22 protein-coding genes are annotated in these 21,273 nt (G+C 39.7%); 14 read left to right on the forward strand and 8 right to left on the reverse strand.

The genetic code is table 11. The features are described from left to right. Window positions 1-39: 39 nt before the first annotated feature. From RG963_RS12820 to RG963_RS12830, 3 genes are read right to left on the reverse strand one after another with little or no spacing between them, the layout of a single operon-like run. Window positions 40-1,467, reverse strand: a complete 1,428-nt coding sequence (locus RG963_RS12820; protein WP_310576672.1) for a restriction endonuclease subunit S — start codon at window positions 1,465-1,467, stop codon at window positions 40-42. After that, entirely contained in the window at window positions 1,451-2,875 is a 1,425-nt protein-coding gene (locus RG963_RS12825; protein ID WP_310576673.1) for a class I SAM-dependent DNA methyltransferase, read from the reverse strand. The genes RG963_RS12820 and RG963_RS12825 overlap by 17 nt, the downstream gene beginning before the upstream one ends. After that, window positions 2,872-5,553, reverse strand: coding sequence for a type I restriction endonuclease subunit R (locus RG963_RS12830; RefSeq protein WP_310576674.1), 2,682 nt, complete (start codon window positions 5,551-5,553; stop codon window positions 2,872-2,874). The genes RG963_RS12825 and RG963_RS12830 overlap by 4 nt, the downstream gene beginning before the upstream one ends. Before the next feature lie 300 nt (window positions 5,554-5,853). Between RG963_RS12830 and RG963_RS12835 the strand changes: the two genes are divergently transcribed. Both RG963_RS12835 and RG963_RS12840 read left to right on the forward strand, forming a co-directional pair. Further along, window positions 5,854-6,063: a YwbE family protein gene (locus RG963_RS12835; RefSeq protein WP_310576675.1), complete on the forward strand. Its 210-nt coding sequence runs from the start codon at window positions 5,854-5,856 to the stop codon at window positions 6,061-6,063. A 142-nt stretch (window positions 6,064-6,205) separates the two neighbouring features. Then, entirely contained in the window at window positions 6,206-6,775 is a 570-nt protein-coding gene (locus tag RG963_RS12840) for a GNAT family N-acetyltransferase (RefSeq protein WP_310576676.1), read from the forward strand. Between the two features lie 93 nt (window positions 6,776-6,868). Here RG963_RS12840 and RG963_RS12845 read toward each other — a convergent pair whose 3' ends face one another. Both RG963_RS12845 and RG963_RS12850 read right to left on the reverse strand, forming a co-directional pair. Beyond that, window positions 6,869-7,621: an ABC transporter permease gene (locus RG963_RS12845; RefSeq protein ID WP_310576677.1), complete on the reverse strand. Its 753-nt coding sequence runs from the start codon at window positions 7,619-7,621 to the stop codon at window positions 6,869-6,871. Then, complete coding sequence (locus tag RG963_RS12850) at window positions 7,618-8,421, reverse strand: ABC transporter ATP-binding protein (protein WP_310576678.1); 804 nt, start codon at window positions 8,419-8,421, stop codon at window positions 7,618-7,620. The genes RG963_RS12845 and RG963_RS12850 overlap by 4 nt, the downstream gene beginning before the upstream one ends. 842 nt (window positions 8,422-9,263) lie before the next feature. On the opposite strand from RG963_RS12850, the gene htpX reads away from it, so the two are divergent. Together htpX and pspAB are read left to right on the forward strand one after the other, a co-directional pair. Then, a complete protein-coding gene (gene htpX, locus RG963_RS12855) occupies window positions 9,264-10,148 on the forward strand; it encodes a zinc metalloprotease HtpX (protein WP_310576679.1) in 885 nt (294 codons plus the stop codon). Between the two features lie 45 nt (window positions 10,149-10,193). Beyond that, on the forward strand, window positions 10,194-10,811 hold the full coding sequence (gene pspAB / locus RG963_RS12860) for a PspA-associated protein PspAB (RefSeq protein ID WP_310576680.1): 618 nt from the start codon (window positions 10,194-10,196) through the stop codon (window positions 10,809-10,811). A gap of 62 nt (window positions 10,812-10,873) precedes the next feature. Here the strand turns inward: pspAB and RG963_RS12865 are convergent, their stop codons facing one another. Then, window positions 10,874-11,908, reverse strand: a complete 1,035-nt coding sequence (locus RG963_RS12865) for a carbohydrate kinase family protein (RefSeq protein WP_310576681.1) — start codon at window positions 11,906-11,908, stop codon at window positions 10,874-10,876. Between the two features lie 1,646 nt (window positions 11,909-13,554). Here RG963_RS12865 and RG963_RS12870 point away from each other — a divergent pair. The 3 genes from RG963_RS12870 (at window position 13,555) to RG963_RS12880 (ending at window position 15,079) form a co-directional block, all read left to right on the forward strand. Then, complete coding sequence (locus RG963_RS12870; protein ID WP_310576682.1) at window positions 13,555-13,884, forward strand: hypothetical protein; 330 nt, start codon at window positions 13,555-13,557, stop codon at window positions 13,882-13,884. A gap of 143 nt (window positions 13,885-14,027) precedes the next feature. Beyond that, complete coding sequence (locus RG963_RS12875) at window positions 14,028-14,366, forward strand: hypothetical protein (RefSeq protein WP_310576683.1); 339 nt, start codon at window positions 14,028-14,030, stop codon at window positions 14,364-14,366. 428 nt (window positions 14,367-14,794) lie between these two features. Continuing rightward, entirely contained in the window at window positions 14,795-15,079 is a 285-nt protein-coding gene (locus RG963_RS12880; protein WP_310576690.1) for a non-histone chromosomal MC1 family protein, read from the forward strand. Between the two features lie 191 nt (window positions 15,080-15,270). Here the strand turns inward: RG963_RS12880 and RG963_RS12885 are convergent, their stop codons facing one another. Then, complete coding sequence (locus RG963_RS12885) at window positions 15,271-15,483, reverse strand: hypothetical protein (RefSeq protein WP_310576684.1); 213 nt, start codon at window positions 15,481-15,483, stop codon at window positions 15,271-15,273. A 339-nt stretch (window positions 15,484-15,822) separates the two neighbouring features. On the opposite strand from RG963_RS12885, the gene RG963_RS12890 reads away from it, so the two are divergent. Then, a complete protein-coding gene (locus RG963_RS12890; protein WP_310576685.1) occupies window positions 15,823-16,407 on the forward strand; it encodes a class I SAM-dependent methyltransferase in 585 nt (194 codons plus the stop codon). A 153-nt stretch (window positions 16,408-16,560) separates the two neighbouring features. Here the strand turns inward: RG963_RS12890 and RG963_RS12895 are convergent, their stop codons facing one another. After that, window positions 16,561-16,887, reverse strand: a complete 327-nt coding sequence (locus RG963_RS12895; RefSeq protein WP_310576686.1) for a DMT family transporter — start codon at window positions 16,885-16,887, stop codon at window positions 16,561-16,563. A gap of 377 nt (window positions 16,888-17,264) precedes the next feature. On the opposite strand from RG963_RS12895, the gene RG963_RS12900 reads away from it, so the two are divergent. The 6 genes from RG963_RS12900 (at window position 17,265) to eif1A (RG963_RS12925) (ending at window position 20,768) form a co-directional block, all read left to right on the forward strand. Next, complete coding sequence (locus RG963_RS12900; protein ID WP_310576691.1) at window positions 17,265-17,486, forward strand: CxxC-x17-CxxC domain-containing protein; 222 nt, start codon at window positions 17,265-17,267, stop codon at window positions 17,484-17,486. Window positions 17,487-17,797: 311 nt separating this feature from the next. Then, window positions 17,798-18,004: a CxxC-x17-CxxC domain-containing protein gene (locus tag RG963_RS12905; protein WP_310576687.1), complete on the forward strand. Its 207-nt coding sequence runs from the start codon at window positions 17,798-17,800 to the stop codon at window positions 18,002-18,004. A 461-nt stretch (window positions 18,005-18,465) separates the two neighbouring features. After that, a complete protein-coding gene (gene eif1A / locus RG963_RS12910; protein WP_396654730.1) occupies window positions 18,466-18,810 on the forward strand; it encodes a translation initiation factor eIF-1A in 345 nt (114 codons plus the stop codon). A 425-nt stretch (window positions 18,811-19,235) separates the two neighbouring features. Then, complete coding sequence (locus RG963_RS12915) at window positions 19,236-19,439, forward strand: CxxC-x17-CxxC domain-containing protein (RefSeq protein WP_310576688.1); 204 nt, start codon at window positions 19,236-19,238, stop codon at window positions 19,437-19,439. A 502-nt stretch (window positions 19,440-19,941) separates the two neighbouring features. Further along, a complete protein-coding gene (locus RG963_RS12920) occupies window positions 19,942-20,148 on the forward strand; it encodes a CxxC-x17-CxxC domain-containing protein (RefSeq protein WP_310576689.1) in 207 nt (68 codons plus the stop codon). A gap of 287 nt (window positions 20,149-20,435) precedes the next feature. Continuing rightward, the gene (gene eif1A, locus RG963_RS12925) at window positions 20,436-20,768 is read left to right on the forward strand and encodes a translation initiation factor eIF-1A (RefSeq protein ID WP_310576693.1); all 333 of its coding nucleotides are present in this window, start codon (window positions 20,436-20,438) and stop codon (window positions 20,766-20,768) included. Window positions 20,769-21,273: the final 505 nt, after the last annotated feature.

Here is a 21,273-nt window from a genome sequence, read left to right on the forward strand (position 1 = left end):
ATGAAAAAAGAAGTAGATTGAATTAAAAAAGCATCAAGATTATTGATTTTTCCCACTTTTACCCCTCTCTTTCTTTATCCTTTCAAGCAAAAACTCAGCTGTCTCATAATCCCTGCCTTCTCTTCTGGCAATTTCAGCCTCTGTCGGCACAAGCTCTCCTGAAAAAGCCTTTGCAAGAATGGACTGCTTTAATTTCTCTGTCTTTTCTCTTGCCGTTTTAACTTTTGCTTCGATCGAATCTGCAAAAGCAAAGAGGGCATCAACACGCCGAACTATTTCTTTCTGTTCGGGGATTGGAGGAACAGGCAAGGGTAAATTTTTCAAATCTTTTATATTGATGCCTGTATATGCAACACCTTTTGTCATTTCCGAAAGCCAATTTTGACTCCATTTGGATGCGATAGCGTAGCTAAAGAAATGACTATTTAAGCCATTAATTAATGGAATGACGGCGACTTCCCGCGAAATATTAAATCCAGCCATATCTTGGGGAACAACAGCAACTCCTCCTAATGTACCTCGAACAGTTACTAGAATTTCCCCCCCTTTTAAAAAAGTACGAGAATAATTCGATGCAATCTCTGGAGATATACACTTAACGTGATTTTTATCGATTTTTAACCAGCGAACATCAGATGAGCGTAATGTTGGAATTCCATCTTCAACGGGCTGTCCAAGTTTTATGACTCCGTAAGTCACTGCTCTATTATTGTCACAGAGATTATGGCATCTAGACAACTCCCATTCTTCAGGTATCGATTGTGGAATTATTGGATCATAGTCACTTGGCACATAAGCGTCAAAATTTTCAATTAAGTTATTCAAGAAATCAATGCATTCTAAGTCGTGTTTACATTCCAAATTTTGTTTATATTCTTCTCTCCATGCCTCAGTCAGCCTTCCGTTACAAGAAGCAGCAAGCACCGATTGCCTGAACCTCTTCAAAATCTCCGGCACCCGGTCAAGTTTTTCATTTGTTGCATCCAGACAGGCGAAAAGTGCTCCAATGGCTGAAACGATGCGGTGCTGTTCAGGAAGTGGAGGAAGAAGAATTTCAATATTATTTAGATTTCCCTGTGTTAATTTTGGCTGCGCACTGCCTGTAATGAAAGGAAGCAGATCAGTTGAATTGAAAAAAAAGCTAAGATACCCTAAAGGGATATTAGAATAGGTTTTTACGATGTGTGCGTGATTATTAACCCAAAATCGTCCTTTTGCAATAAATGCAATGGGAGTATTTCTTGCAACAAGATTTGCTCCATCTTCTGAAATTAATAAAAACTCACCATCAAAAATGTAATCGTCAATATAATCGATAATTCCTGATGCTCCGTAGTATGGATATTGACCTTGTCGTTTTTTTCTATCAGAAGACTTTAAGGGGACTCTTTTTCCATCAAAATTCTGAATTATTTCTTCAAATTTTGCTGAAATCCACCCTTCCGGCAGTTCAATATTCTGCTGCATAACCATTCCCCATCAGGTCAAGAATTGCATTCAGTTCGCCCAGTGCCGCTTCAAGCTCTTCGATTGCTTCCGCTGCAAGCTCTTCGGGGTCGAGCAGGTTGTCGGTGTCGCTTAATGAATCGTCCCGCAGCCACTTCAGGGAATCGATTTTGTAGTCACAGGCTTTGAGTTCGGAGATGTGGAAACTGTGCCAGCGGTCTTCCTGTGAGTCTTTTTCTTCGCGTTTTGCTCTGCCGTTGGGATCGGGGCCGAAGCACTTTTCAAATTCCGCAAAATGCTCTTTTGTAAGCGGACGGTCTTTTTTTGTGATCTTGGGGACGTTGGTCCGGCAGTCGTAAACCCATGTGTGATCTGTGGGGATGCCTTTCGTGAAAAATATCACATTAGTTTTGGTGCCAGGGGAATAGGGCGTGAAGGTGCCGTCCGGAAGGCGCATTACTGTGTGTAGATCGCAATCCTCGCAGAGTACCTTGAAAACCTCTCCTGCCTGGTCGGCAAAAAGCACATTGTCAGGGACAACGATTGCGGCTCTACCGCCGGGTTTTAAGATGGTCATAACGTGCTGGATGAAATTAAGCTGCTTGTTTGAGGTATCGATAACAAAATCCTCACGGACAGGGGCTTGATTTGCGCCTTTTGTCCCGAAAGGGGGGTTCGTGAGCACCACATCAAACCTTTTTGACTCCGGGATTTCATAGATGGAATCTCCGAGCTTGATTTCAGGCTCGATGCTGTGAAGATACAGGTTCATAAGGGCAAGCCTGCGCGGGCGTTCCACAAGTTCCTGCCCGAAATAGGTGCTGTAACGGATGAGTTTTGCCAGGTCGCGGTCAAGGGCTCCGCCTGAAGTCATAGCCTTCAGCCATTCATATGCACATACCAGAAAACCGCCAGTACCGCATGCAGGGTCCATTATTGAAAAATCGCGGTGATTTCGGGGATCGGGTTTTGTGCACCTTACGATTGTCTGGATAACAATTCTGGGAGTGAAGTATTGCCCTGCACCTTTCTTGCCTTCACTTGCTGCTTTTTCCAGAAGGCCCTCAAAAGCCATAGCCTTGACATCAATATCAAGCCCTGTCCATTCGGTTTCATCAACAAGTGAAATGATCTTTTTAAGGCTTACGGGGTTGTGAAAACGCGAAAGGGCACCTGCAAAGATATCACCAAGGAGCTCTTCCTGCTTACCAAGTGTCCGAAGCGCATCGTTATAATGTTCAGTGAGTTCAGTCCCTGATTTTTCTTTCAGGGATTGCCAGTCGCAGGCTTCCGGTAGTTTTATACTACGCTCGTCTGCCATCTTCAAAAAAAGCAGGTATGTAATTTGTTCGATATAATCGCCGTAATCGATACCTTCATGCCGTAAAGTATGGCAAAAACCCCATAATTTCTGTACAATATCACTCATGCTGCAACTGCCCTGTTAAATTCTGAAATCAAAGTTGAAAGCTGGCCTTCAAAAACACGGTTAGCCTTATTCCAGCCGCCGTAATCGGAAAACACAGGAATGTATTCAAAGTCCTCTTTGTCGATGGAGAGGTTTGCAATCAAATGCGACCTGATACGGTCAAGCCATACATGCTGATCAGGTGTAAAATGTTTTCCCACGGTCACTCTGTCAAAAGCAAAGCTAACACGCTCTTCAGCTGTCAACAAAGACTCTTCTTCGCGGGCAGCGTGCTTGATCATCGAAATAATATCCACAAGCGCCTTGTTGTAACTTACCTTATGAGCTCTTTGCAAATTCTCAATAGTAAACCGCTGCTGAGAAGATTCAAGCTTTTCTTTCAAATCTCCAAGTGCATCGGTATTCCAATCTTGAGGACGGTCAAGAAGGATGCCGATTGCGGCAATCTTTTCGGAATTCTCTTTTACAAATTCGGAAAAAATATTAAGATAATCTTTCGGTTTATACTCATTTCCTGCAGCATCTCTTACTATCCAGGTAGATGAAACCACATCTCTTATTGCATAATCCACAAGGAAAGTTTTTGATGGTCTGGGATAATTCTCAAGCAGGTTCAAAAAATCAGGATTTCTCAGGGTTTCCATAGTTCCTGTGAAGTCCTCTGAAAGATGTCCTTCAAGAGAAATCGCAAAACGGTTCAAATCGCCCTTTTCTACAAAAGCGCTGAACATATCCCGAGCTTCCCCGCTCATCTCTTTATAAATTCTATTGAGCCGTTTTGTCAGGATACGTATATTATAAGCCCTGTCCCGGTTATTCCAGATCTCTTCAACAATCTTTCTTATTGGTTTTACTTCTTTGTTGGGCGGCTCGACTGTCACACCAGTAACCCCTTTGAAATAATCGAAAAGGGTTCCACCAAAGCAATCAAAAACAACAAAATGAGACTTATCCGGATAATGCTCCCCTTTGCGTGTACCGCGTCCAATCATCTGTTCAAAAAGGATACGGGACTTAACAGACCTCAAAAACACAATATATTCAATGTCAGGAACATCAACCCCTGTTGATAGAAGATCAACAGTTACTGCAATTCCCGGCTCTTTTCTGTTCCTGAACTCCCTGATTCTCTGCAAAGGACGGTCAACTTTGCCTGTAATTTTCTGGACGAACGAATCCCCTCTACCAAAGATATCTCTTGCCAGATCAACTATTTGATCAGCATGAGATGAAGAATTTGCCAGATCTTGCACGGCAAAGATAAGAGTCTTTGGAAAGCGTCCGTATCTGTCTTCATGTTCTTCAGCATAACGTTTAATCTCTTGAAGGATTTTCTTGTTAGAATCAATATTTGTGATTTCCTTCTCAATTTTCTCAGCTGAGAACTCACGTTCGTCTTCAAGCATGTCTATTTTACTTTGCCCGGTTTCGGGATCTATAACCCCAACCATTTCACCTTCACGAAGGAATATTCCATTCATGCGAACGCCTGATTCCAGTGCAACAATGTCATAGTCAACCAGATAGCCATCTTGAACAGCCTGCTCATAGCCGTACTTGTAAGCAATATCTTTAAAGTATGCATAAGTATGAGCAGCAGGCGTGGCCGTAAGTCCTACTTTGATGGCATCAAAATGGTCAAGGGTATTTCTCCATATAGAAACTTCCTGTGCAGAATACCCCCTGTGGCACTCATCAGCTATGATAAGGTCAAAAGCATGAATTGGAATATCGAGCTTCCCTGCATCCTCATCCACTGACTCGTCACTGCACGAGAACTCAAATGTTTTTCCAAACAGGTTGATACTCATCCTCTGGATTGTGGAAACGTATACAAAACTGTGTTCAGGCTTCGGGGCTGTAAGGTAAGTTTCAGGAATCAGATTTGAATCAAAAGATTCATTTTCATCTAGATCTCCTCTTTGAAACCGCTGGCTGTAAACTTCATAGGTTTTGTCAAATTTCAGTCCCTGTTCGGTTTCAAAAGATGAAAACGCTCTGACAGCCTGTGCAGCAAGTGCTCTCCTGTCAACGAGAAACAGGACTCTTTTTGCAACACCTGCCTTCATCAAACGGTAAATAAGATTGACAGCCGTGAATGTCTTCCCGGTTCCGGTAGCCATTGCAACCAGCATGGTCCGTTTACGATCAATAATAGCATGTCCTATGGCATCACAGGCTTCACGTTGATAGGGTCTCATTCTTGTGTTATTAGGTATATCAAAAAATTTGGTACTTCTCTCTTCAAAGTCATAATTTAACTTCTCAACCAGAGCCTCAGGCGTATGAAATCCGTATATTTGTCTCGAACGGCTAAGAGCATGACGAACATCATGATGTCGGATCTCTTTTCCGTTTGTTGAGTATAAAAAAGGAACTCGATACCCGTTAAAATTGAAAGGATTACCAGGAAGCCCGCGTGAATACCTTTCCGCCTGCGTTAAAACACTCTGTGTACCAGATTTTACCTTCTTTGCCTCAACGATTCCGAGAATTTTTCCCCCTACACAAAGTGCATAATCTGCAGGCCCGGATCCAGTGGGATATTCTCTAATCGCGCATGTATTGTAATTTTTTTGTCCTTTTGTCTCGTCGTAGGAAACTATCTCCCACCCTGCAGCAACAAGCATCGGATTTATGAGCTTTTTCCGTGTCTCAGATTCGTTGAGGTCAACCATTGTGTATCATCATAATTAGTAGAATTTTGTTATGGGTAGATAAACTTCATCACATATTATATTAATTTGTATAAATAAGTTAGATATTTTTATGAATATCGATGCCTGTATGCTAGGTTTCTATGTCTGATTTCTATCCCCCCATGTTTTTATTTGTTTTTTACAAAGAAAAAGCCGCTCTGCTTCGCGAGCGGGACAGGAAGATCCAAGATACAGTGATCAGGCTGTACTTTCATCAGATTAACTGTTAATTTTTTTAAGAACGTACTGATTTATATATTCCCAAATTTACCTTCTGCCATGAGCAACGGAAGTATCAGAGCAAACATTAAAGAAGGGTTAAATGTCGGAATTGTCTTAAAAGAGGACCAGAGAAGCGGGAAAATCACTCAAGGCGTTGTAAAGAGGATTTTAACTAATTCTCCAACTCATCCTCATGGCATAAAAGTTCAATTAACGAATGGTCAGGTTGGAAGAGTTAAGGAAATCTATTCAAATCTTGAAAAGTAAGCCTTTTTTCAAAGCAGCGGCATTTCTGTCTCAGGCTGTCCTCAGGCAGTTTTATCCTTATTTAATGAAAGGGGCAGGTTTTTAATAGTAAAATAATACTTTTTAAAGATAAATACCAATGGCCTTAAAAAAAGTGATTTGGATGGGTCTCACAAAAGTTCACACTCGATTAATTACCTATTTACTGAGTTTTAAAAAGCTGCTGCAAGATGCTGCTGGCGTTCTCCTTCTAAGGCAGTGGAAACAGATAGAAAAGGAAAACATAGTATCTGTAGAAGATTCTATGCTTCCGGAAATTCGTAAAATCCAGGCAGAAGGGTTTAAAAACGGAAGCCTGGAAAAGCTTGTAAAGTATTCAAAGAATTCCAGAAATATCTTTTATGTTATTAAGAATGGGGATAAGGTCGTTGGCTACTGCATATACTACCTGAAGCCAATACTTTCGTTCAAAGGCTTTGAGAAACAATCGGTAATATGTTCAATTGCAACCGACAGGAATTTCAGAGGCAGGGGTTTTGCAGAGAAGTTGTTAGAAAATAGTATAGAGGAAATGAAGTTAAACGGAATATCATCTATTCTCTTATATGTAAATGTAAATAACCTTCCTGCCATACGGCTGTACAAAAAAACTGGCTTTCGAGTAATCAAAGAAGTAATAAATATATGCGGCCAGAAAGAGACGTGTTATGAAATGGAATTCAGACTTTTTTGACTTATTTCCCACGTATTTCTTTCGAACTTTAAAAAGCTCTTGGAAAATCTTGAAAAAGAAAGGACTGCGTACTTTCGAGGCATAATTCGGGTTTTATGCCTCTATCTTCGAAAAAAGCACTGCTCCTATAGCACAGACAAGGATTGACAGTACACCTATTACTGCCAGATCGCTGTAGATTCCGAATACACTCATCCCGGTAATAGCCCCTCTCAGACCGTCCACGCCGTAGGTCAGGGGATCGATCCTGCTTATGAAATAGATTGCCGACGGCAGGTTCTCAAGAGGAAAGAGGGCTCCTGACAGGAAGAAGATTGGCATGATGAGGAAGTTCATGATCAGCTGGAAGCCGTGCATGTCTTTCATTTTCGAGGCTATGGCAAGGCCAAGGCCTGTGAAGAAGATGGCTATCAGGGACATGAAAATTAACCCAAGCCCAAGGCTGCCGAGGCTTGGAATCCTGAACCCTAGCGCATAGGTCAGGCTCAACACGATCAGGCCCTGTATCATGGCTATGGTTGCACCTCCAAAGGTTTTTCCGATCATAATTTCTGTCCTTGAGATAGGAGCTACAAGCGTTTCTTTGAGAAAACCGAATTGCCTGTCCCAGATTACCTCAAGTCCGGAAAAGACGGCTGTAAAGAGAATTGACATGGAGACAATTCCAGGGGCAAGAAAATCCATGTAGCTCGCTCCCCCGCTGGCCCTTGCATACATAGGGCCGAAACCGAAACCGAACGTTACCAGAAAGAGCAGGGGCTGCCCGAGAGAGCCTAGCAGCCTGGATTTGGAGCGCCAGTAATGTTTTAGTTGCCTGAGCCAAAGGATATAGATTACCTCGATCAATGCCTGTTCCTCCTTCTCATGCCCCGTATCGTTCTCACTTTATTTCCAGATTCGTTATTTTGATCCCGAATGTCCCTGCCTGTCAGCTTCAGAAAAGCCTCTTCTAAGGATTCGGATTCTGTCCGTCTCTTTATTTCCTCAACTGTACCGGATTCTATAATTTTCCCATGGTCAATGATTGCAATCTGGTCTGCAATTGCCTCGGCTTCTTCCATGTAGTGTGTAGTTAGAAAAATTGTCATTCCTTTTTCTTCGTTAAGTTTTCTGATATGGTTCCAGATGGAGTTTCGGGTCTGGGGATCGAGGCCCACCGTGGGCTCGTCGAGAAAGAGAACTTTCGGGTAGTGGACAAGCGCTCGCGCAATCTCAAGCCTGCGCTTCATGCCGCCTGAATACTTTTTAACATAATCTTCCCGCCGATCCCAAAGCCCGACGATCTCCAGAGCTTCCCGGATTCTTTCTGCCCTTTCTTTTTTTGGTACTTTGTAGATGACTGCATGGTAGACAACATTTTCGTAAGCCGTAAGCTCGTCATCAAGGCTGTGGTCCTGAAAGACTATCCCGAAAGATGCCCGGGCACTGTCCTGCTCTTTAAGCACGTTGAAGCCATTAATGCTGATTTCCCCTGATGTGGGCTTCAAGACGGTTGTGAGCATTTTGATGGTTGTGGATTTGCCTGCCCCGTTTGGGCCGAGAAAAGCAAAAATCGAACCGGTTTCAACATTGAAGCTGATGTCTTTTACAGCCGTAAAATCATCGAATTTCTTTGTAAGGGATTGGACTGAGAGTATATTTTGCATAACTAAGCCTTAACATTTTTTAATAGGAAAGTTTGAGTTTATGGGAGTTTCATTTTCATTGTTTAATTATTCTGAGCCCGGCAAGACTTTTGAAATAAGTCTTGGAAAGAATCTCGGATAATTCCTGCGGCAGTTTTGCAAAAAGCACTCCCACGTGCATGGAAATGGATCCGACAATTATACATTCGATTATAAAAACCTGTACTTCTATAGTGAAAGTTAGTGAATTTATTATGGAAATTACATTCCAATTATAAATAGTCTGCTATTATTATGTAGCAGATTTATAACATTTTTATCTCTGGCTAAACTATTATTGTTTTTTAAAACATATCCTCTACTTTTTTCTTTAATATCTTCCAGCTTTTTCTTTAATATCTTCCAGTTCTCTTTTAATATCCTCGACTTCTTTCTTTAAACTTCTCTTTTGTACATAGTTGTTTCTTTTGATCTTCTGACCCAGCTCACATCTGGAAAACCTTGCTCTCTTCCACAGTGGAGGAAAGAATTTAAATCCTTGAGGAAATGTTTTATTGGAGATAAAAAAGTCAGTTTCACATTTTAGATGAAATATCGGTTTGTGTGACTCTTATCGGCTTTATCCGAACTTTTCTTTGAATTTATTCATCTTTGCACGTTTATTTAAGTTTATTTAATCTACATGCTATCAACTTATAAGCTTAGGTTTATTTATTACTGAATTATTATTTAACTTGGATTTAATTTTTATTTTCTGAGTTAACTATTATTTAACCTTAAATTCAGTATCATTTAACTATCATTTAAGATGGATTTGGTTACTAGTTACGATTTAATCTACAAAGTAGTAGGCGGAACAAAATATGAAAAGAAAGTGGGAAAGGGACTTAGGACTTCAGGGACGGATGCTTTTCACAATGTTTCTACTGGCAGTAGTTTACCTTTTTTTCCTGGCATTTCTTACATACTATGGAACGCCTCCGGTCTTCATGATTTTATTCATCGGGCTTTTCATGGGTATTCAATACTTTTATTCGGACAAATTGGTTCTCTGGACAATGGGGGCACATGTAGTCTCTGAAAGTGAAGAACCACAGTTGCATGGAATGATTACCAGGCTCTGCGCAATAGCAGATCTTCCGAAACCGCAGGTGGCAATTGTCAGGACTCAGGTCCCAAATGCCTTTGCGACAGGCAGGAGCCCAAATAAAGCTGTTGTTGCAGTTACGACAGGGATTATGGATAAGCTCTCTCCAGCCGAGCTTGAGGCAGTGCTTGCCCACGAGCTGAGCCACGTCAAGAATAGGGATATGGCTATCATGACAATTGCCAGTTTCATCTCAACACTTGCCTTCTACTTTGTCCGTTACAGCCTTTACTTCGGAAACATGGGAGGAGACAGGAAGAAAGAAGGCGGAAGTATTTTGCTTGTGTGGCTGGTTTCAATTGCAGTCTGGGTTGTCAGCTTCCTCCTGATTCGTGCCCTTTCCCGCTACAGAGAATATTCTGCAGATAGGGGTGCAGCCATTATCACCGGTCAACCGTCTGATCTTGCATCTGCTCTTATGAAAATAAGCGGGGTTATGGCCAGGGTCCCGAATGAAGACCTCAGGAAAGTAGAGGGAATGAATGCCTTTTTCATTATCCCTGCAATCTCAGGTTCTTCTATAATGGACATCTTTTCCACTCATCCATCTGTGGAAAAAAGAATAGCCAGGCTCGAAAAGATGCAACAGGATATGAGTTAACTGATTATGAGCTAACAGGACATGAGTTAAACAAGGAGAAATTAAATGGGCCTTCGTGATTTTATGGATGCGGTTCTCGGGAGGAGCAGTCTTCCGAAAGCAAAAAGCGACAAGCTCTTTGCAATTTCTACAGCCAGCATTACTCTGGAAAGCAATCTCGGTCTAAAACCATCAGGATTGGCAGGAATTTGCTTTAAGCCAATAGGAGCTTCAGCCTATGAATCCGCACGAAAGGAGATTCAGGAGCTTTTGGAGTACAGTTCAAAGGAAACGGAAACCGAATTCAGGCTGGAAAAAGACGAATTCAACTTCCTGTGGGCTATTTTTAAAGATCTGGACTTCGAAGACCTTGTTGCAAACATCCACCTGGTAAGCGAGACCCTTGAAGAACACGGCTTTGGCGAGCAGATCCTCTGTGCCATTTACAGGTTTGACAGCGAACCCGAAGCCGGAACAGCCGAACGTGAAGGAAAAGCCGGCGGCAGGAAAGTAGTTTACTGGATTTATAATTTTAAACAGGGAACCTATTACCCCTTTATTCCTCTTTCAGGAAAGCAGAGGGACAGTCCCTTTGAATTCAGGCTCAGGGCAGAAATGGAGAGGGAAATGCCTATCGAAAAAAATGTGGAAAAATGGTATCCTCTCTGGGGAATTCCATTCTAAAAAACGGTCATTTCAGTAAATTAAATTCGTTAGATTCTTAATTGAATTTATTTATATTGAGTTCACTTAATTGAGTTAAATTCTAAACCTTCAGCTTTAAGTTTATCCATGAGCTCTTCCGAGTATTCGGGCACCGAACCCGGTTTTGATGCCACATATGTCCCAAGGATACAGGCAATTGAAGCTGCTTTTGAAACTCCGTATCCTGAGAGGCAGGCGTAAAGAAAACCCGCAGAAAAAGCATCACCTGCTCCGACGGTATCCGCCACCTCTACAGGAGTGGTTTTTACTTCCTCATAAATGCCTTTATGGTAAACAGCAGCTCCTTCAGGCCCTTTTGTTATGCAAATTATGGATATGCCAGGGTACCTGTCCGTAAGGAGGTGGCAGAGAGCTTTGTAGGGGTATCTGGTATCAAAAAGCAGGTTGGAAACAGTAGTAGCTTCTTCCTCGTTCATCTTGAGAATTGTGGAGTGGTTGAGGGAAGATAATATCCATTCCTTGTGGTAGAACCCGGTTCTGAGATTTATGTCGTAGAAAAAATGTTTTGCCTTTATTTCCGAAAGCAGCCTTTCCAGAGTTTTCCTGTTTTCTTCCGACCTCTGGGCAAGCGTCCCAAAACAGAAAACGTCCCATTCCTCTCCCAAAAGAGCCCTAAATTTCGTCTCATCCGGCGTAATCGCGTCCCAGGCCACACTTTCTTTTATAGTAAAAATAGGGATTCCTTCATCCTCCAGTTCGACATTAACAGTTCCTGTTGGCATATTTTCATCGATTAAGACATATGAAGTGTCAATTTTCAGTTCTTTAGCTCTGGCAAGAAGAGTTTTTCCGAGCTCATCTTTCCCGACTGCCGTGATTACAGCCGGTTTTGCTCCCAGTCTTGAGAGATGGGCTGCAAGGTTAAGCGGAGCTCCTCCAAGGTGGGCCGAGCCTTTAATAACATCAAAAAGAGTTTCTCCGAATGTGAGGGCTTTAATCGGCTTAATGTGAGTGGAATGAGCATTTTTGTCTGCATTGGAATAGTTTACGAATTTATTTTTTATACTAGTTTGACCTGTGAATACCGGCTCAGAAAATTTGAAGAAGCTGAGCATGAAATCCTCCCTTAGAACTATAAGTTAATGAAAAACCACATGCTTGAAATAGAGCACGGCCGGAAAGTAAAGAATCTGACTATAGTTCATCACTATCAAACATTACTACCATTTGCAAAATGATGAAAAGAACCTTTTTCAAAACTTAACAAAATGGGATTATGATTATTGAGCTTCCTTGAAAGAAAGGGATATAAGCTTATGGGAAGAGAAGGGAATACGCAGAGGCTTCAATATTTGATTCCGCAAATCATCCACGTGATAAAGCGTTGATTTCTTTTCTTTACGAGACGGATTGCCGCACAGATGAGCTTTTAACAGGGTGATTAAGAATGTCAAATTTGATGATTGCGGCGCAATAGTAACACTTAACAGCAAGACGGGAGACAGGTCCTGCAGAATTTTCAGTTAAGCTCGTATATGCGGCAATGGGTTGAAAATCACCCAACAAAAGACAACAGAAAATGCCCACGCTGCCATGAACTAAATTCAGAATCTAGTGCCTATTGTGGGAAATGTTGATTGCCGTTGAAGAAGAAATACAGGCAAAGATCGAAAAAGATACCACATAAATTGATCTAGTATTAACAGGTTACAAAAGTTACCAGTTACTTCAACAAGGTTTATTGCTCCTCAAAAAGCAGTAAACTTTAGAAAGTTGCAACTTTTAGAGAAAACTTTAGTTTTTAATAGTAAGAACCATAAAAGCAGCGTAACCTTTAGAAAGTTACAACAAAAATTAACCTGTGGTAAAAATTAGGGTTTTGGTATGCAAGATAATGAGTCAAGGAGATAAGGTGAGGAGGGTTACAGTAACCCCATTAATTGCCATTTAGACTCATTGCTACTTGTCTTTTATTACTGTAACCTCCTCTTTTCAATTTCATTTTATTTTCTTCTTTCACCCAAACTTTCTTTTCTCGCTTTTGCCGTTTTTTTGTTTTTATTTGACACTTTTGCGGCTTCTACGGACTCTTGTAATGCTGAATCATTTACTTTCTTACTCATTTCCATCACCTACATAATTTTTTTAGTAATCAATGAATGGATTTCAACAAATAAATAAATTTTCAATGTTGCCATTTCATTCTTGTGCTTATTTTGTTATATTGTAAAAATTACTAACGAAAAAGTATCCGTTATATAGAATGTTTATACTGTTCCCATCATGCCCTGGGAGAACTCCATATTCTTCAAGCAAAACGGACTGGGTACCTGTTTATGATGGGTATTTATCGTTTGCTGCCGCAATAAGAAACAAAGGATTTCCACGCCAACCAACCTCGGTAAAGCGCTTTAATATGTGTAAAAAATAAAGGAATTTTTCATATGCAAATGATCGTAAACTTTACCACAGTTAATATTATTATCTTTTTGTCTTGGGTCGCCTATTGATTACCTAAAGTTGCCAATTGGCTGTCTAAATGAGATAGATAATTTGCCCGATCCCCGGGCGTCACACTTTTCTCTTCTACTTAATGGCTCTCCATCAGAGTCACTCATGAAACGCTGATTTTCGTTGCAAGACAGAGTGATCAGGCAGGTTTGTATGTCTCACTTCTTGAGTCCGGATACTCGATGTATTTTGCACTTATCGCAAAGGACTCCAAGCCGTTGAGGACTATCGAGGCATTGTCTGTGGGGACATGTCCACACTTGCAGGTGCAGCAGGGAAAGTTACAAAAGCAGATCTACAAGCAAGCGCAAGAGTGCTTGTGAATAGGGTAACAGGTAAACAAGAAACACGCCCTGAATCAATAATTGAGCTTAAGCGTGCTGTTAAGTCAACACCTAAGAATGTTGTTGATGCCATACTTGGTACACCTGGGAGCTTACCAACTGTTCAGAAGATCCACTTGCCAAACGACGTCAGAAGGATGCCCAAAAGTATCAGGATGAACCTAAAGGCAACTCAATACAGGAAATTTAGACTGCTTATTTTTCAGTATTATAAAAAACGTACTAAATCTTATTAGTAGCAGAGGTTAGCTACTTATAAATCGATTGAGTAATATTAATCTATTTATATTAAATTTATTTGGATTAAAATGTGTTTTATTTAATTTAGTCTGTATATGTGGTCGACTCGAACGGCCGAATTCTTATACGGGGGTAAAAGATGAATAGGAAATTGACAGCTTCTTTGCTAGTACTATGCTTGGCTTTTTCTGTTGGATTCGCACATGCAAAACCTTGTGAACCCACAACATTTTCTAATGTTTCATCTGATACGTTTGAGTGCATGAAGACAAAGCTTCAGGACTATGGTATTTATGTCCCGCCGGGAAACGAGGGAGAACTTTCTAGTAAAGGGATTGTTGCGCATTTCTTATGGGATGGAAAGTCCACTCTAACCATCAAAGTTACGGATAAACCAGATTTTGTCAGCTGCAAAACCGCAGACAACGAACTAAAAAAATTCGTAGACGAATGCCAAGTTTCGAGAGAAAAGGCTTAGGTTAAGAGTATGTGAAAAAGAACTGAATAAGAAACTTATAATATTTTCTGGATTTTATATTGACTGCGCTCAATTGCCAGTGAAATTAATTGTAAATTTTGGCGATCCCAGAAGATATTAAAAATTCTCCTCTTTTGAGTTATCAAGTGAGTTATCAACGCTGAAAAGTCTAGATAATTAAGGAGTTGATCCCAAAACTCAAAAGTTGCCTTTTTAACCTTTCGGTTTGAGTATCTAATCAAGTTCCTGATCCTGGATATAATCCTAAAAATATTAAATAATTAAGAACAGGAAGGGTTTTGGGATCAGCTCTTCATAAAATAATGGGAATTTTTCATAAATCAATAACTATCGATAACATTCACAGAAAAATTATATATACTTAGAAACTTAATCAGTATCTAACAACTAATTTGCAAGGTGATCTTATATCTGACCTGAGAAATTTTGTTTTACGAGACGAAGACGGCAATGAGCATGGAGTTTTCACGGGGAAACAGCCTCGTCAGGCTGCTCTGAAAGCTGCAAATAGGGGCACTGGAACCAAATCAAAACCTGATACTATTCGACTAAGGGAACGCGGGACAAAAAAGATGCACGTTTTCAAGGCATGGAAAAGCATTGTCAAAGCCCCAAAAAATAGACCTGCCTGGATGCCGGAAAAAATCAGTAAGCCCTTTGTCAAGAAAGAAAAAATAGAAACAATTGAATAAGGGGTTATTCTCCGGCTGCCGATGAGGTTTTCAGGGTAAGCCTGGAATAATCTCCACGTTGTCTATTTTTTAAACGCTTCTAGAAAGGATATGAAGGCAGTGTATAACTTAAATGCGGAAGATCAGAAAAAGGTGTTTTAGAAAATAGAAAAAAATCATAAAACTATTTGAAATGAGTTTTCATAATTCTGTTAATTTTGATTTTTGCATTCTATTCCAACTTTATGAGTTATTCCAGCTATTTTAACTTTACAAAAAACATCAAACTCATTTTTGGCTCCCAAACGGGCAATTTCAATGTTATTCTTTTCAATCTTTGAATTTTTCAAATGCTCATTTTTCAACGAAGCTGAGTAAACGCTTTCAACAAAATCTTCTAATTCTTGCCCTGCCTCTTGACACACAGACATATTCCTCCGATGCAGGTCTTACAACCTACTTCTGGCATATTTACCATTATTAGAAGAAGTTTGATACTACCTCAGAGACCTTAGGGGTTGATCCCTTACCAGAAGAATCTTTCAAGGCAATTCCGAGAGCGGTTTCAGGGGTTGACAGAAATATATTTTTTATATTTAAGCAGGTATTTTTCAGGAGGAAAATATTTTCGAGAAAGTTATCTTCAAATTCTTTTTGGGGTAAGGATTTTTAACAATCATTTTCGAACTCGGTAATTCCTGAATTTTTAGTTTGAGCATAAGATCTCGAAATATTTTTTATTTCCAGGTTGTATTAGGTTGTATATGTCAGAAGCATACTGGAAAAAGGTTTCAGGAGAAAATATACCTTCGAGTCTGGACTTATATCCTGTAATTTACGAATATTTACATCGCGGCTACAAAATTCTCGACATCGGATGCGGTTTCGGAAAAGTTACCCTGAAACTCGCTTCCCTCGGATATTCGGTTACCGGGATAGATATAAATTCGGAGGCTATCAGGCTTTCAAAAGCTGCTTCAGAAATCCTTCAGCTGTATGGAAGGATGACCTGGAAAGCTGAGTTTGAAATTGGAAATGCTTCAGAACTTCCTTTCTCTGCACAAAAATTCGATCTTGTAGTGATGCAGGCTGTTTTAACCTCCGTGCCTGATGCACAGGAAAGGAAAAAGATAATACAGGAAGCCTGCAGGGTCCTGAAACCTGAAGGTTACCTTTACCTTGTGGAATTCGATCAAAACTGGCACCTCAAACTTTACAGAAGCCGATACCTCCAAGATTTTCCGATTACAAAAGAAGAAGGCTCTTTCCTTGCCCTGAACTCCAACACAGGAGAAATCGAGTATATTGCACATCATTTTCCGAAAAAGAACTGGTGTGTCTGCTGGTAAACTGCGAGTTTGATATCGATTACTTCAGGATTGAAGAGCTCAAAACAAGGACAGGGAATAACATTAACGGATTTGTTATTGTTGCTAAAAGACTTTGATTCCTGAATTTCATTTCACTACTGGTTTTGAAGCCCACAGGTCTTCGGGTTCACTTCAGGTCATTCTGTCACTAAGGTTAAGCCCGATAACTCCTGCCACGATAACAAAAAGAGAAGCGATTTTTAGAGCATTGACAGGTTCCTTGAACCAGAAAACTCCGACCACAGTTATCAGAGCTGTCCCGAGCCCTGCCCATATTGCATATGCAATGCTAACATCTATACCTCTAAGGGCCAGAGTAAAAATGGAAAAACTGATCGCATAAAAAACGAAGATCAAGATCGACGGAAGTAATCTTGATAAACCCTCGGAAAGTTTCATGCATACAGTTCCGCAGACTTCAAATAGAATTGCCAGTAAAAGCAGATAATAACAATTCATCAATATATTAGTTATCTTCTCTTTATTAATTATATTATCTTTGTTTATCAGCGATTTTTTTAACGTCCACTTTGTAAGTTTATATGTCCCATAAAAATGGCTATTATATGTAGTATTTATATGCGTATTTTTTCAAATTATATGCGTATTTTTTCAAATAAAACGGCTGTTGAAGACGTATAAAGCTTTGTAATTATATCTCAGGTATTTTGTGGAAAAATTTATATATGATAATAACTAGGAAAATATTTGCAGTAAAAATAAAGAGTCATAATCCGTTATTAAAAACTTCATTTTTGTTTTTAATAAAAGAATTTAGATATCTTATTTTTATAGCAACCTACAGGATATCCGCTGTAAGCGGAGGTGAAACAAAAATGAGCTTTAATGACAGAGGGAGCTCTTTCAGGGGAAGAGACGGCAACCGGGGAAACAGAGACAACAATCATGGAGGTTTCAGAGGCGGCAACAGCGGCCCCAGAGAAGTGCACTCCGCAGTTTGTTCAGATTGTGGCGTTGAGACTCAGGTTCCATTTAAGCCAACTGAAGGAAGACCCGTTTACTGCAGAGACTGCCTACTAAACCACAGAAAGTTCTAATTTCCAAAAATTCTGAAACTTTTGATTTTAATTATTATAACTGGAAACCTTCTTGCAACAGAGTTTTCCTTCCCTATTTATTATTATGTATTATATGTCACTCCAGACCCTTTTCTCTGAGGAATATGCTCCTATTTCTTCCGGTTCTTATGGATTAATCTTATATACATAAAAATGGTTTTATCATTAGTAAAAATAATGAGACATATAATCTGTTATTAAAAACTCCATTTTTGTTTTTAAATAATAAGTTATATCCGATCATGTTTTTATTGAATACATGTATCCGCTATAAGCGGAGGTGAAACAAAATGGGTTTTAATGACAGAGGGAATTCTTTCCGCGGCGGCAACCGAGACAGCAACCGTGGAGGTTTCAGAGGTGGCAACAGCGGCCCCAGGGAAATGCACAAGGTTACCTGTTCTGACTGCGGTGTTGAGACCGAAGTTCCGTTCAAGCCTACAGAAGGAAGGCCAGTTTATTGCAGGGACTGTCTACCTAACCACCGGAAGTTCTAAGTTCAAGTTTCTCAATGGAAGGTGTTGATTTACAAATGTTATTATCTCAACACTTACTCCGCTTTTTATTCTGTGTTTTTCGCCTTACATACGGGTGAAGGGCATAGGAACTCTTAAATAGTCATAAATTGTTATTAATTTATTTATAGAGTGAGGATATATATCCCTTGCACATACATAAAATTCACTTAAAGATAATAGAATTACTCTGAAGGATTTTGAAGCAAACTCCAGTAGGGGTTATGGAGTAACTGAAGGATCTTTAAAATCTAAAGGTTTCTTGAGATTTGGGTTTTTCAGAGAGTTAAGATATTTAAGAGATTTTTTAAATTCCTATCTATTTATGAACATTCACACCAAAGTACCTAAAGAATTGGTGAACACAGAAAATCCGAAAATATGATAGAATACAAGAAATATTGACAAAATTATTTTAATTAATAAAACTACGAGGAATTAACCTGGCAAACTATAGAAGTAATATCAGGAAGAGAAAAGCAGGAACCGGAAGCATCGCACCGGCTACTCAGGAAGTAACAAGGGTGCGTACTCCACGTAAGGAGAATCATGAAGTCTTGGCAACCGTAGGAAGCCTCTTAGGCTCAAAAAGAGTCACATTGCAGTGTATGGATGGTATAGTCCGGATGGGTAGAATTCCGGGGTCCAAGAATAAGAAAATGTGGATTCACGAGGGAGATGTAGTAATCGTCGCTCCCTGGGAGATTCAGGATTCCAAAGCCGATGTAATCTGGAAGTACACAAGGCCTCAGGTCGAATGGCTTGAAAGAAAAGGTTACCTGAAATAAATCTCTGAAATATCACACTAAAGTTTAAATAAAAATTATATTGTCCTGACACTAATCCGGTTTTAACCAGTTTTAGGTTAAACCTCTCTTCCTCTTTTCCTTGGTTCTTTCTTCAAGGACTTACCTCTATCTTTTCAACTTATCTTTGTCTTGCTCGTGGAGTTCCACGGCAATTGCCAAATCTGTCAAAATAATCTGATCGATTGGGTTTAACACGGACAACGATGAAGATCAAAAATACTTTTCGCGTTTTCCTGATTTTTAGGGGTAAAACTTATATAATTTGATTGTATACTAAAAGCGTTAAAAATAAAGAGACATATATAATCTGTTATTAAAAACTAATTTCTGTTTTTAATCAAAGAGTTATATCAATCTTATTTTTAAACTATTGACTATCCGCTGTAAGCGGAGGTGAAAAGAAAATGGCTTTTAATGACAGAGGAAATTCTTTCAGGGGAAGAGATAGCAACCGTGGAGGTTTCGGAGCCCCAAAAGAAATGCACAATGCAACCTGTTCTGACTGCGGTGCTGAGACTCAGGTACCTTTCAGGCCTGACCCTGAGAGACCAGTTTATTGCAGAGAGTGTCTTCCTAACCACAGGACACCCAGAGAGAACCGCTACTAATTCTGTGTTCATTCCAAATATTTCACATGACGATTATGTCCGTTTCGCTTAGTTTGGCCAAGCCAAACGGATGCTTCTTTTTATACTATACTTATATCAAATGAGTGTACTGTTACATATTTTATAGAATAATGAGTTTGAACCTTCTTTGCATTTATTTTAAATCAGTAACGATGTCTGTTTTTCAGCAGATTAGTATTTCTTGGAGTTCATGGACTGATAATAATTACCTCAATTTCTTATACTTAAATTAAAGTGCAGATTACAGATATTCGCTTGATAGATATCCGCTTTATAGGCATTCGGCTGAAAGGATTTTACCACTATTAATCTATTTTTTCATAGGAAGAGTTATATAATTAAACGGCTATGTAGAAGTAGTTGAAAATAAAGAGACGTATAATCTGTTATTAAAAACTCCATTTTTGTTTTTAATCAATAAATTTTATACAATCTTGTTTTTACTCTATAATTATCCGTTATAAGCGGAGGTGAAACAAATATGGGTTTTAATGACAGAGGAAATTCCTTCCGCGGCGGCAACCGAGACAGCAACCGTGGAGGTTTCAGAGGCGGCAACAGCGGCCCCAGGGAAATGACCAAAGTAACCTGTTCTGACTGCGGTGTTGAGACCGAAGTTCCGTTCAAGCCAACTGAAGGACGGCCGGTTTACTGCAGAGAATGTCTTCCTAACCACAGGAAGTTTTAAAGATAATCTGCATTGAGTGTTAATTTTTAGATTAACACTTAATTCATTTTTCATTAATGGTTTTCTTTTTTCTATTTTTCGCCTTTTATTTCTGCGGATGCGTCCTGGGGCCTGATTCATAATAAATTAATTAAATCTTATTCGGAAACAGCAGAGATTTAATACCACTCGCGAAAAATAGAAAAACAACCGGAATTAAGAATAGAAACCAGCAAAAAGGTTTTAGAAATTATTAAACTAAAAAAATCAGCATTGGAGGAATTAATCTGGCTAATTACAGAAGCACTATTAGAAAAAGAAAATTAGGATCCACCACGTCGGGAGGCTCAGGAGATGGTCCCCAAGAAATAACAAGGGTGCGAACTCCCCGTAAAGACAGAAACGAAGTTCTGGCAACAGTAGCAAGTTTATTGGGGTCAAAAAGAGTTACTCTACAGTGCATGGATGGAGTAGTCCGAATGGGTCGGATTCCCGGTTCCAAGAAAAAGAGAATGTGGATCCGCGAAGGCGATGTTGTCATAGCCAATCCGTGGGAAGTTCAGAATTCAAAAGCCGATGTTACCTGGAAATACACAAGGCCCCAGATTGAATGGCTTGAAAGAAAAGGGTACCTTAATTAAGATATTTTAAACATTACCTTACTTACTTACATATCGCTACCTTAACCTGTGGCTTCAATTAACCAATGGTTTTTAAGAATAAAGTGTTAGAACCAGAACCACAAACTTAAGAACCTTTTAAGAATCATAAACTTAAAAGCCTCAAATTCAATTGAAAAGAATCGAGACGATGTAACTAAAATTATTATAATCAAGCTAAATAAAGAATCCCACCAATAATCTTATTGGATTAATGTGGGAAAAACGTCTCACTCTTAACTTTTCTGCCGCCCATTTTTCTGTACTCGATTATCTTATTATAATGCTTTTGAAGGCACAAAAGCTGCAATATACTCTGGAATCAAGCAAGTTACAATAACTTTTCAATTTTGAGTAGTTCATCGGCTTCTTTGCTCAAAAATTCCTTCCATTACCAGAACCTCCTTAACAGGTTCTTATCCAGCACCTCTTTTGTAATCTCCGTGGCCTTAAGATATACCCGATTTTCAAGGCAAAGAAGCTTACC

This window comes from Methanosarcina baikalica (genome assembly GCF_031461075.1).
GTDB lineage: Archaea > Halobacteriota > Methanosarcinia > Methanosarcinales > Methanosarcinaceae > Methanosarcina > Methanosarcina baikalica.

Bases quoted from the DNA above. Each gene is read 5' to 3' on its own strand.
- RG963_RS12820 (WP_310576672.1), bottom strand. From the start codon at position 1,467: ATGCAGCAGAATATTGAACTGCCGGAAGGGTGGATTTCAGCAAAATTT.
- RG963_RS12825 (WP_310576673.1), bottom strand. From the start codon at position 2,875: ATGAGTGATATTGTACAGAAATTATGGGGTTTTTGCCATACTTTACGG.
- RG963_RS12830 (WP_310576674.1), bottom strand. From the start codon at position 5,553: ATGGTTGACCTCAACGAATCTGAGACACGGAAAAAGCTCATAAATCCG.
- RG963_RS12835 (WP_310576675.1), top strand. From the start codon at position 5,854: ATGAGCAACGGAAGTATCAGAGCAAACATTAAAGAAGGGTTAAATGTC.
- RG963_RS12840 (WP_310576676.1), top strand. From the start codon at position 6,206: ATGGGTCTCACAAAAGTTCACACTCGATTAATTACCTATTTACTGAGT.
- RG963_RS12850 (WP_310576678.1), bottom strand. From the start codon at position 8,421: ATGCAAAATATACTCTCAGTCCAATCCCTTACAAAGAAATTCGATGAT.
- htpX (WP_310576679.1), top strand. From the start codon at position 9,264: ATGAAAAGAAAGTGGGAAAGGGACTTAGGACTTCAGGGACGGATGCTT.
- pspAB (WP_310576680.1), top strand. From the start codon at position 10,194: ATGGGCCTTCGTGATTTTATGGATGCGGTTCTCGGGAGGAGCAGTCTT.
- RG963_RS12865 (WP_310576681.1), bottom strand. From the start codon at position 11,908: ATGCTCAGCTTCTTCAAATTTTCTGAGCCGGTATTCACAGGTCAAACT.
- RG963_RS12870 (WP_310576682.1), top strand. From the start codon at position 13,555: ATGTCCACACTTGCAGGTGCAGCAGGGAAAGTTACAAAAGCAGATCTA.
- RG963_RS12875 (WP_310576683.1), top strand. From the start codon at position 14,028: ATGAATAGGAAATTGACAGCTTCTTTGCTAGTACTATGCTTGGCTTTT.
- RG963_RS12890 (WP_310576685.1), top strand. From the start codon at position 15,823: ATGTCAGAAGCATACTGGAAAAAGGTTTCAGGAGAAAATATACCTTCG.
- RG963_RS12895 (WP_310576686.1), bottom strand. From the start codon at position 16,887: ATGAATTGTTATTATCTGCTTTTACTGGCAATTCTATTTGAAGTCTGC.
- RG963_RS12900 (WP_310576691.1), top strand. From the start codon at position 17,265: ATGAGCTTTAATGACAGAGGGAGCTCTTTCAGGGGAAGAGACGGCAAC.
- RG963_RS12905 (WP_310576687.1), top strand. From the start codon at position 17,798: ATGGGTTTTAATGACAGAGGGAATTCTTTCCGCGGCGGCAACCGAGAC.
- RG963_RS12915 (WP_310576688.1), top strand. From the start codon at position 19,236: ATGGCTTTTAATGACAGAGGAAATTCTTTCAGGGGAAGAGATAGCAAC.
- RG963_RS12920 (WP_310576689.1), top strand. From the start codon at position 19,942: ATGGGTTTTAATGACAGAGGAAATTCCTTCCGCGGCGGCAACCGAGAC.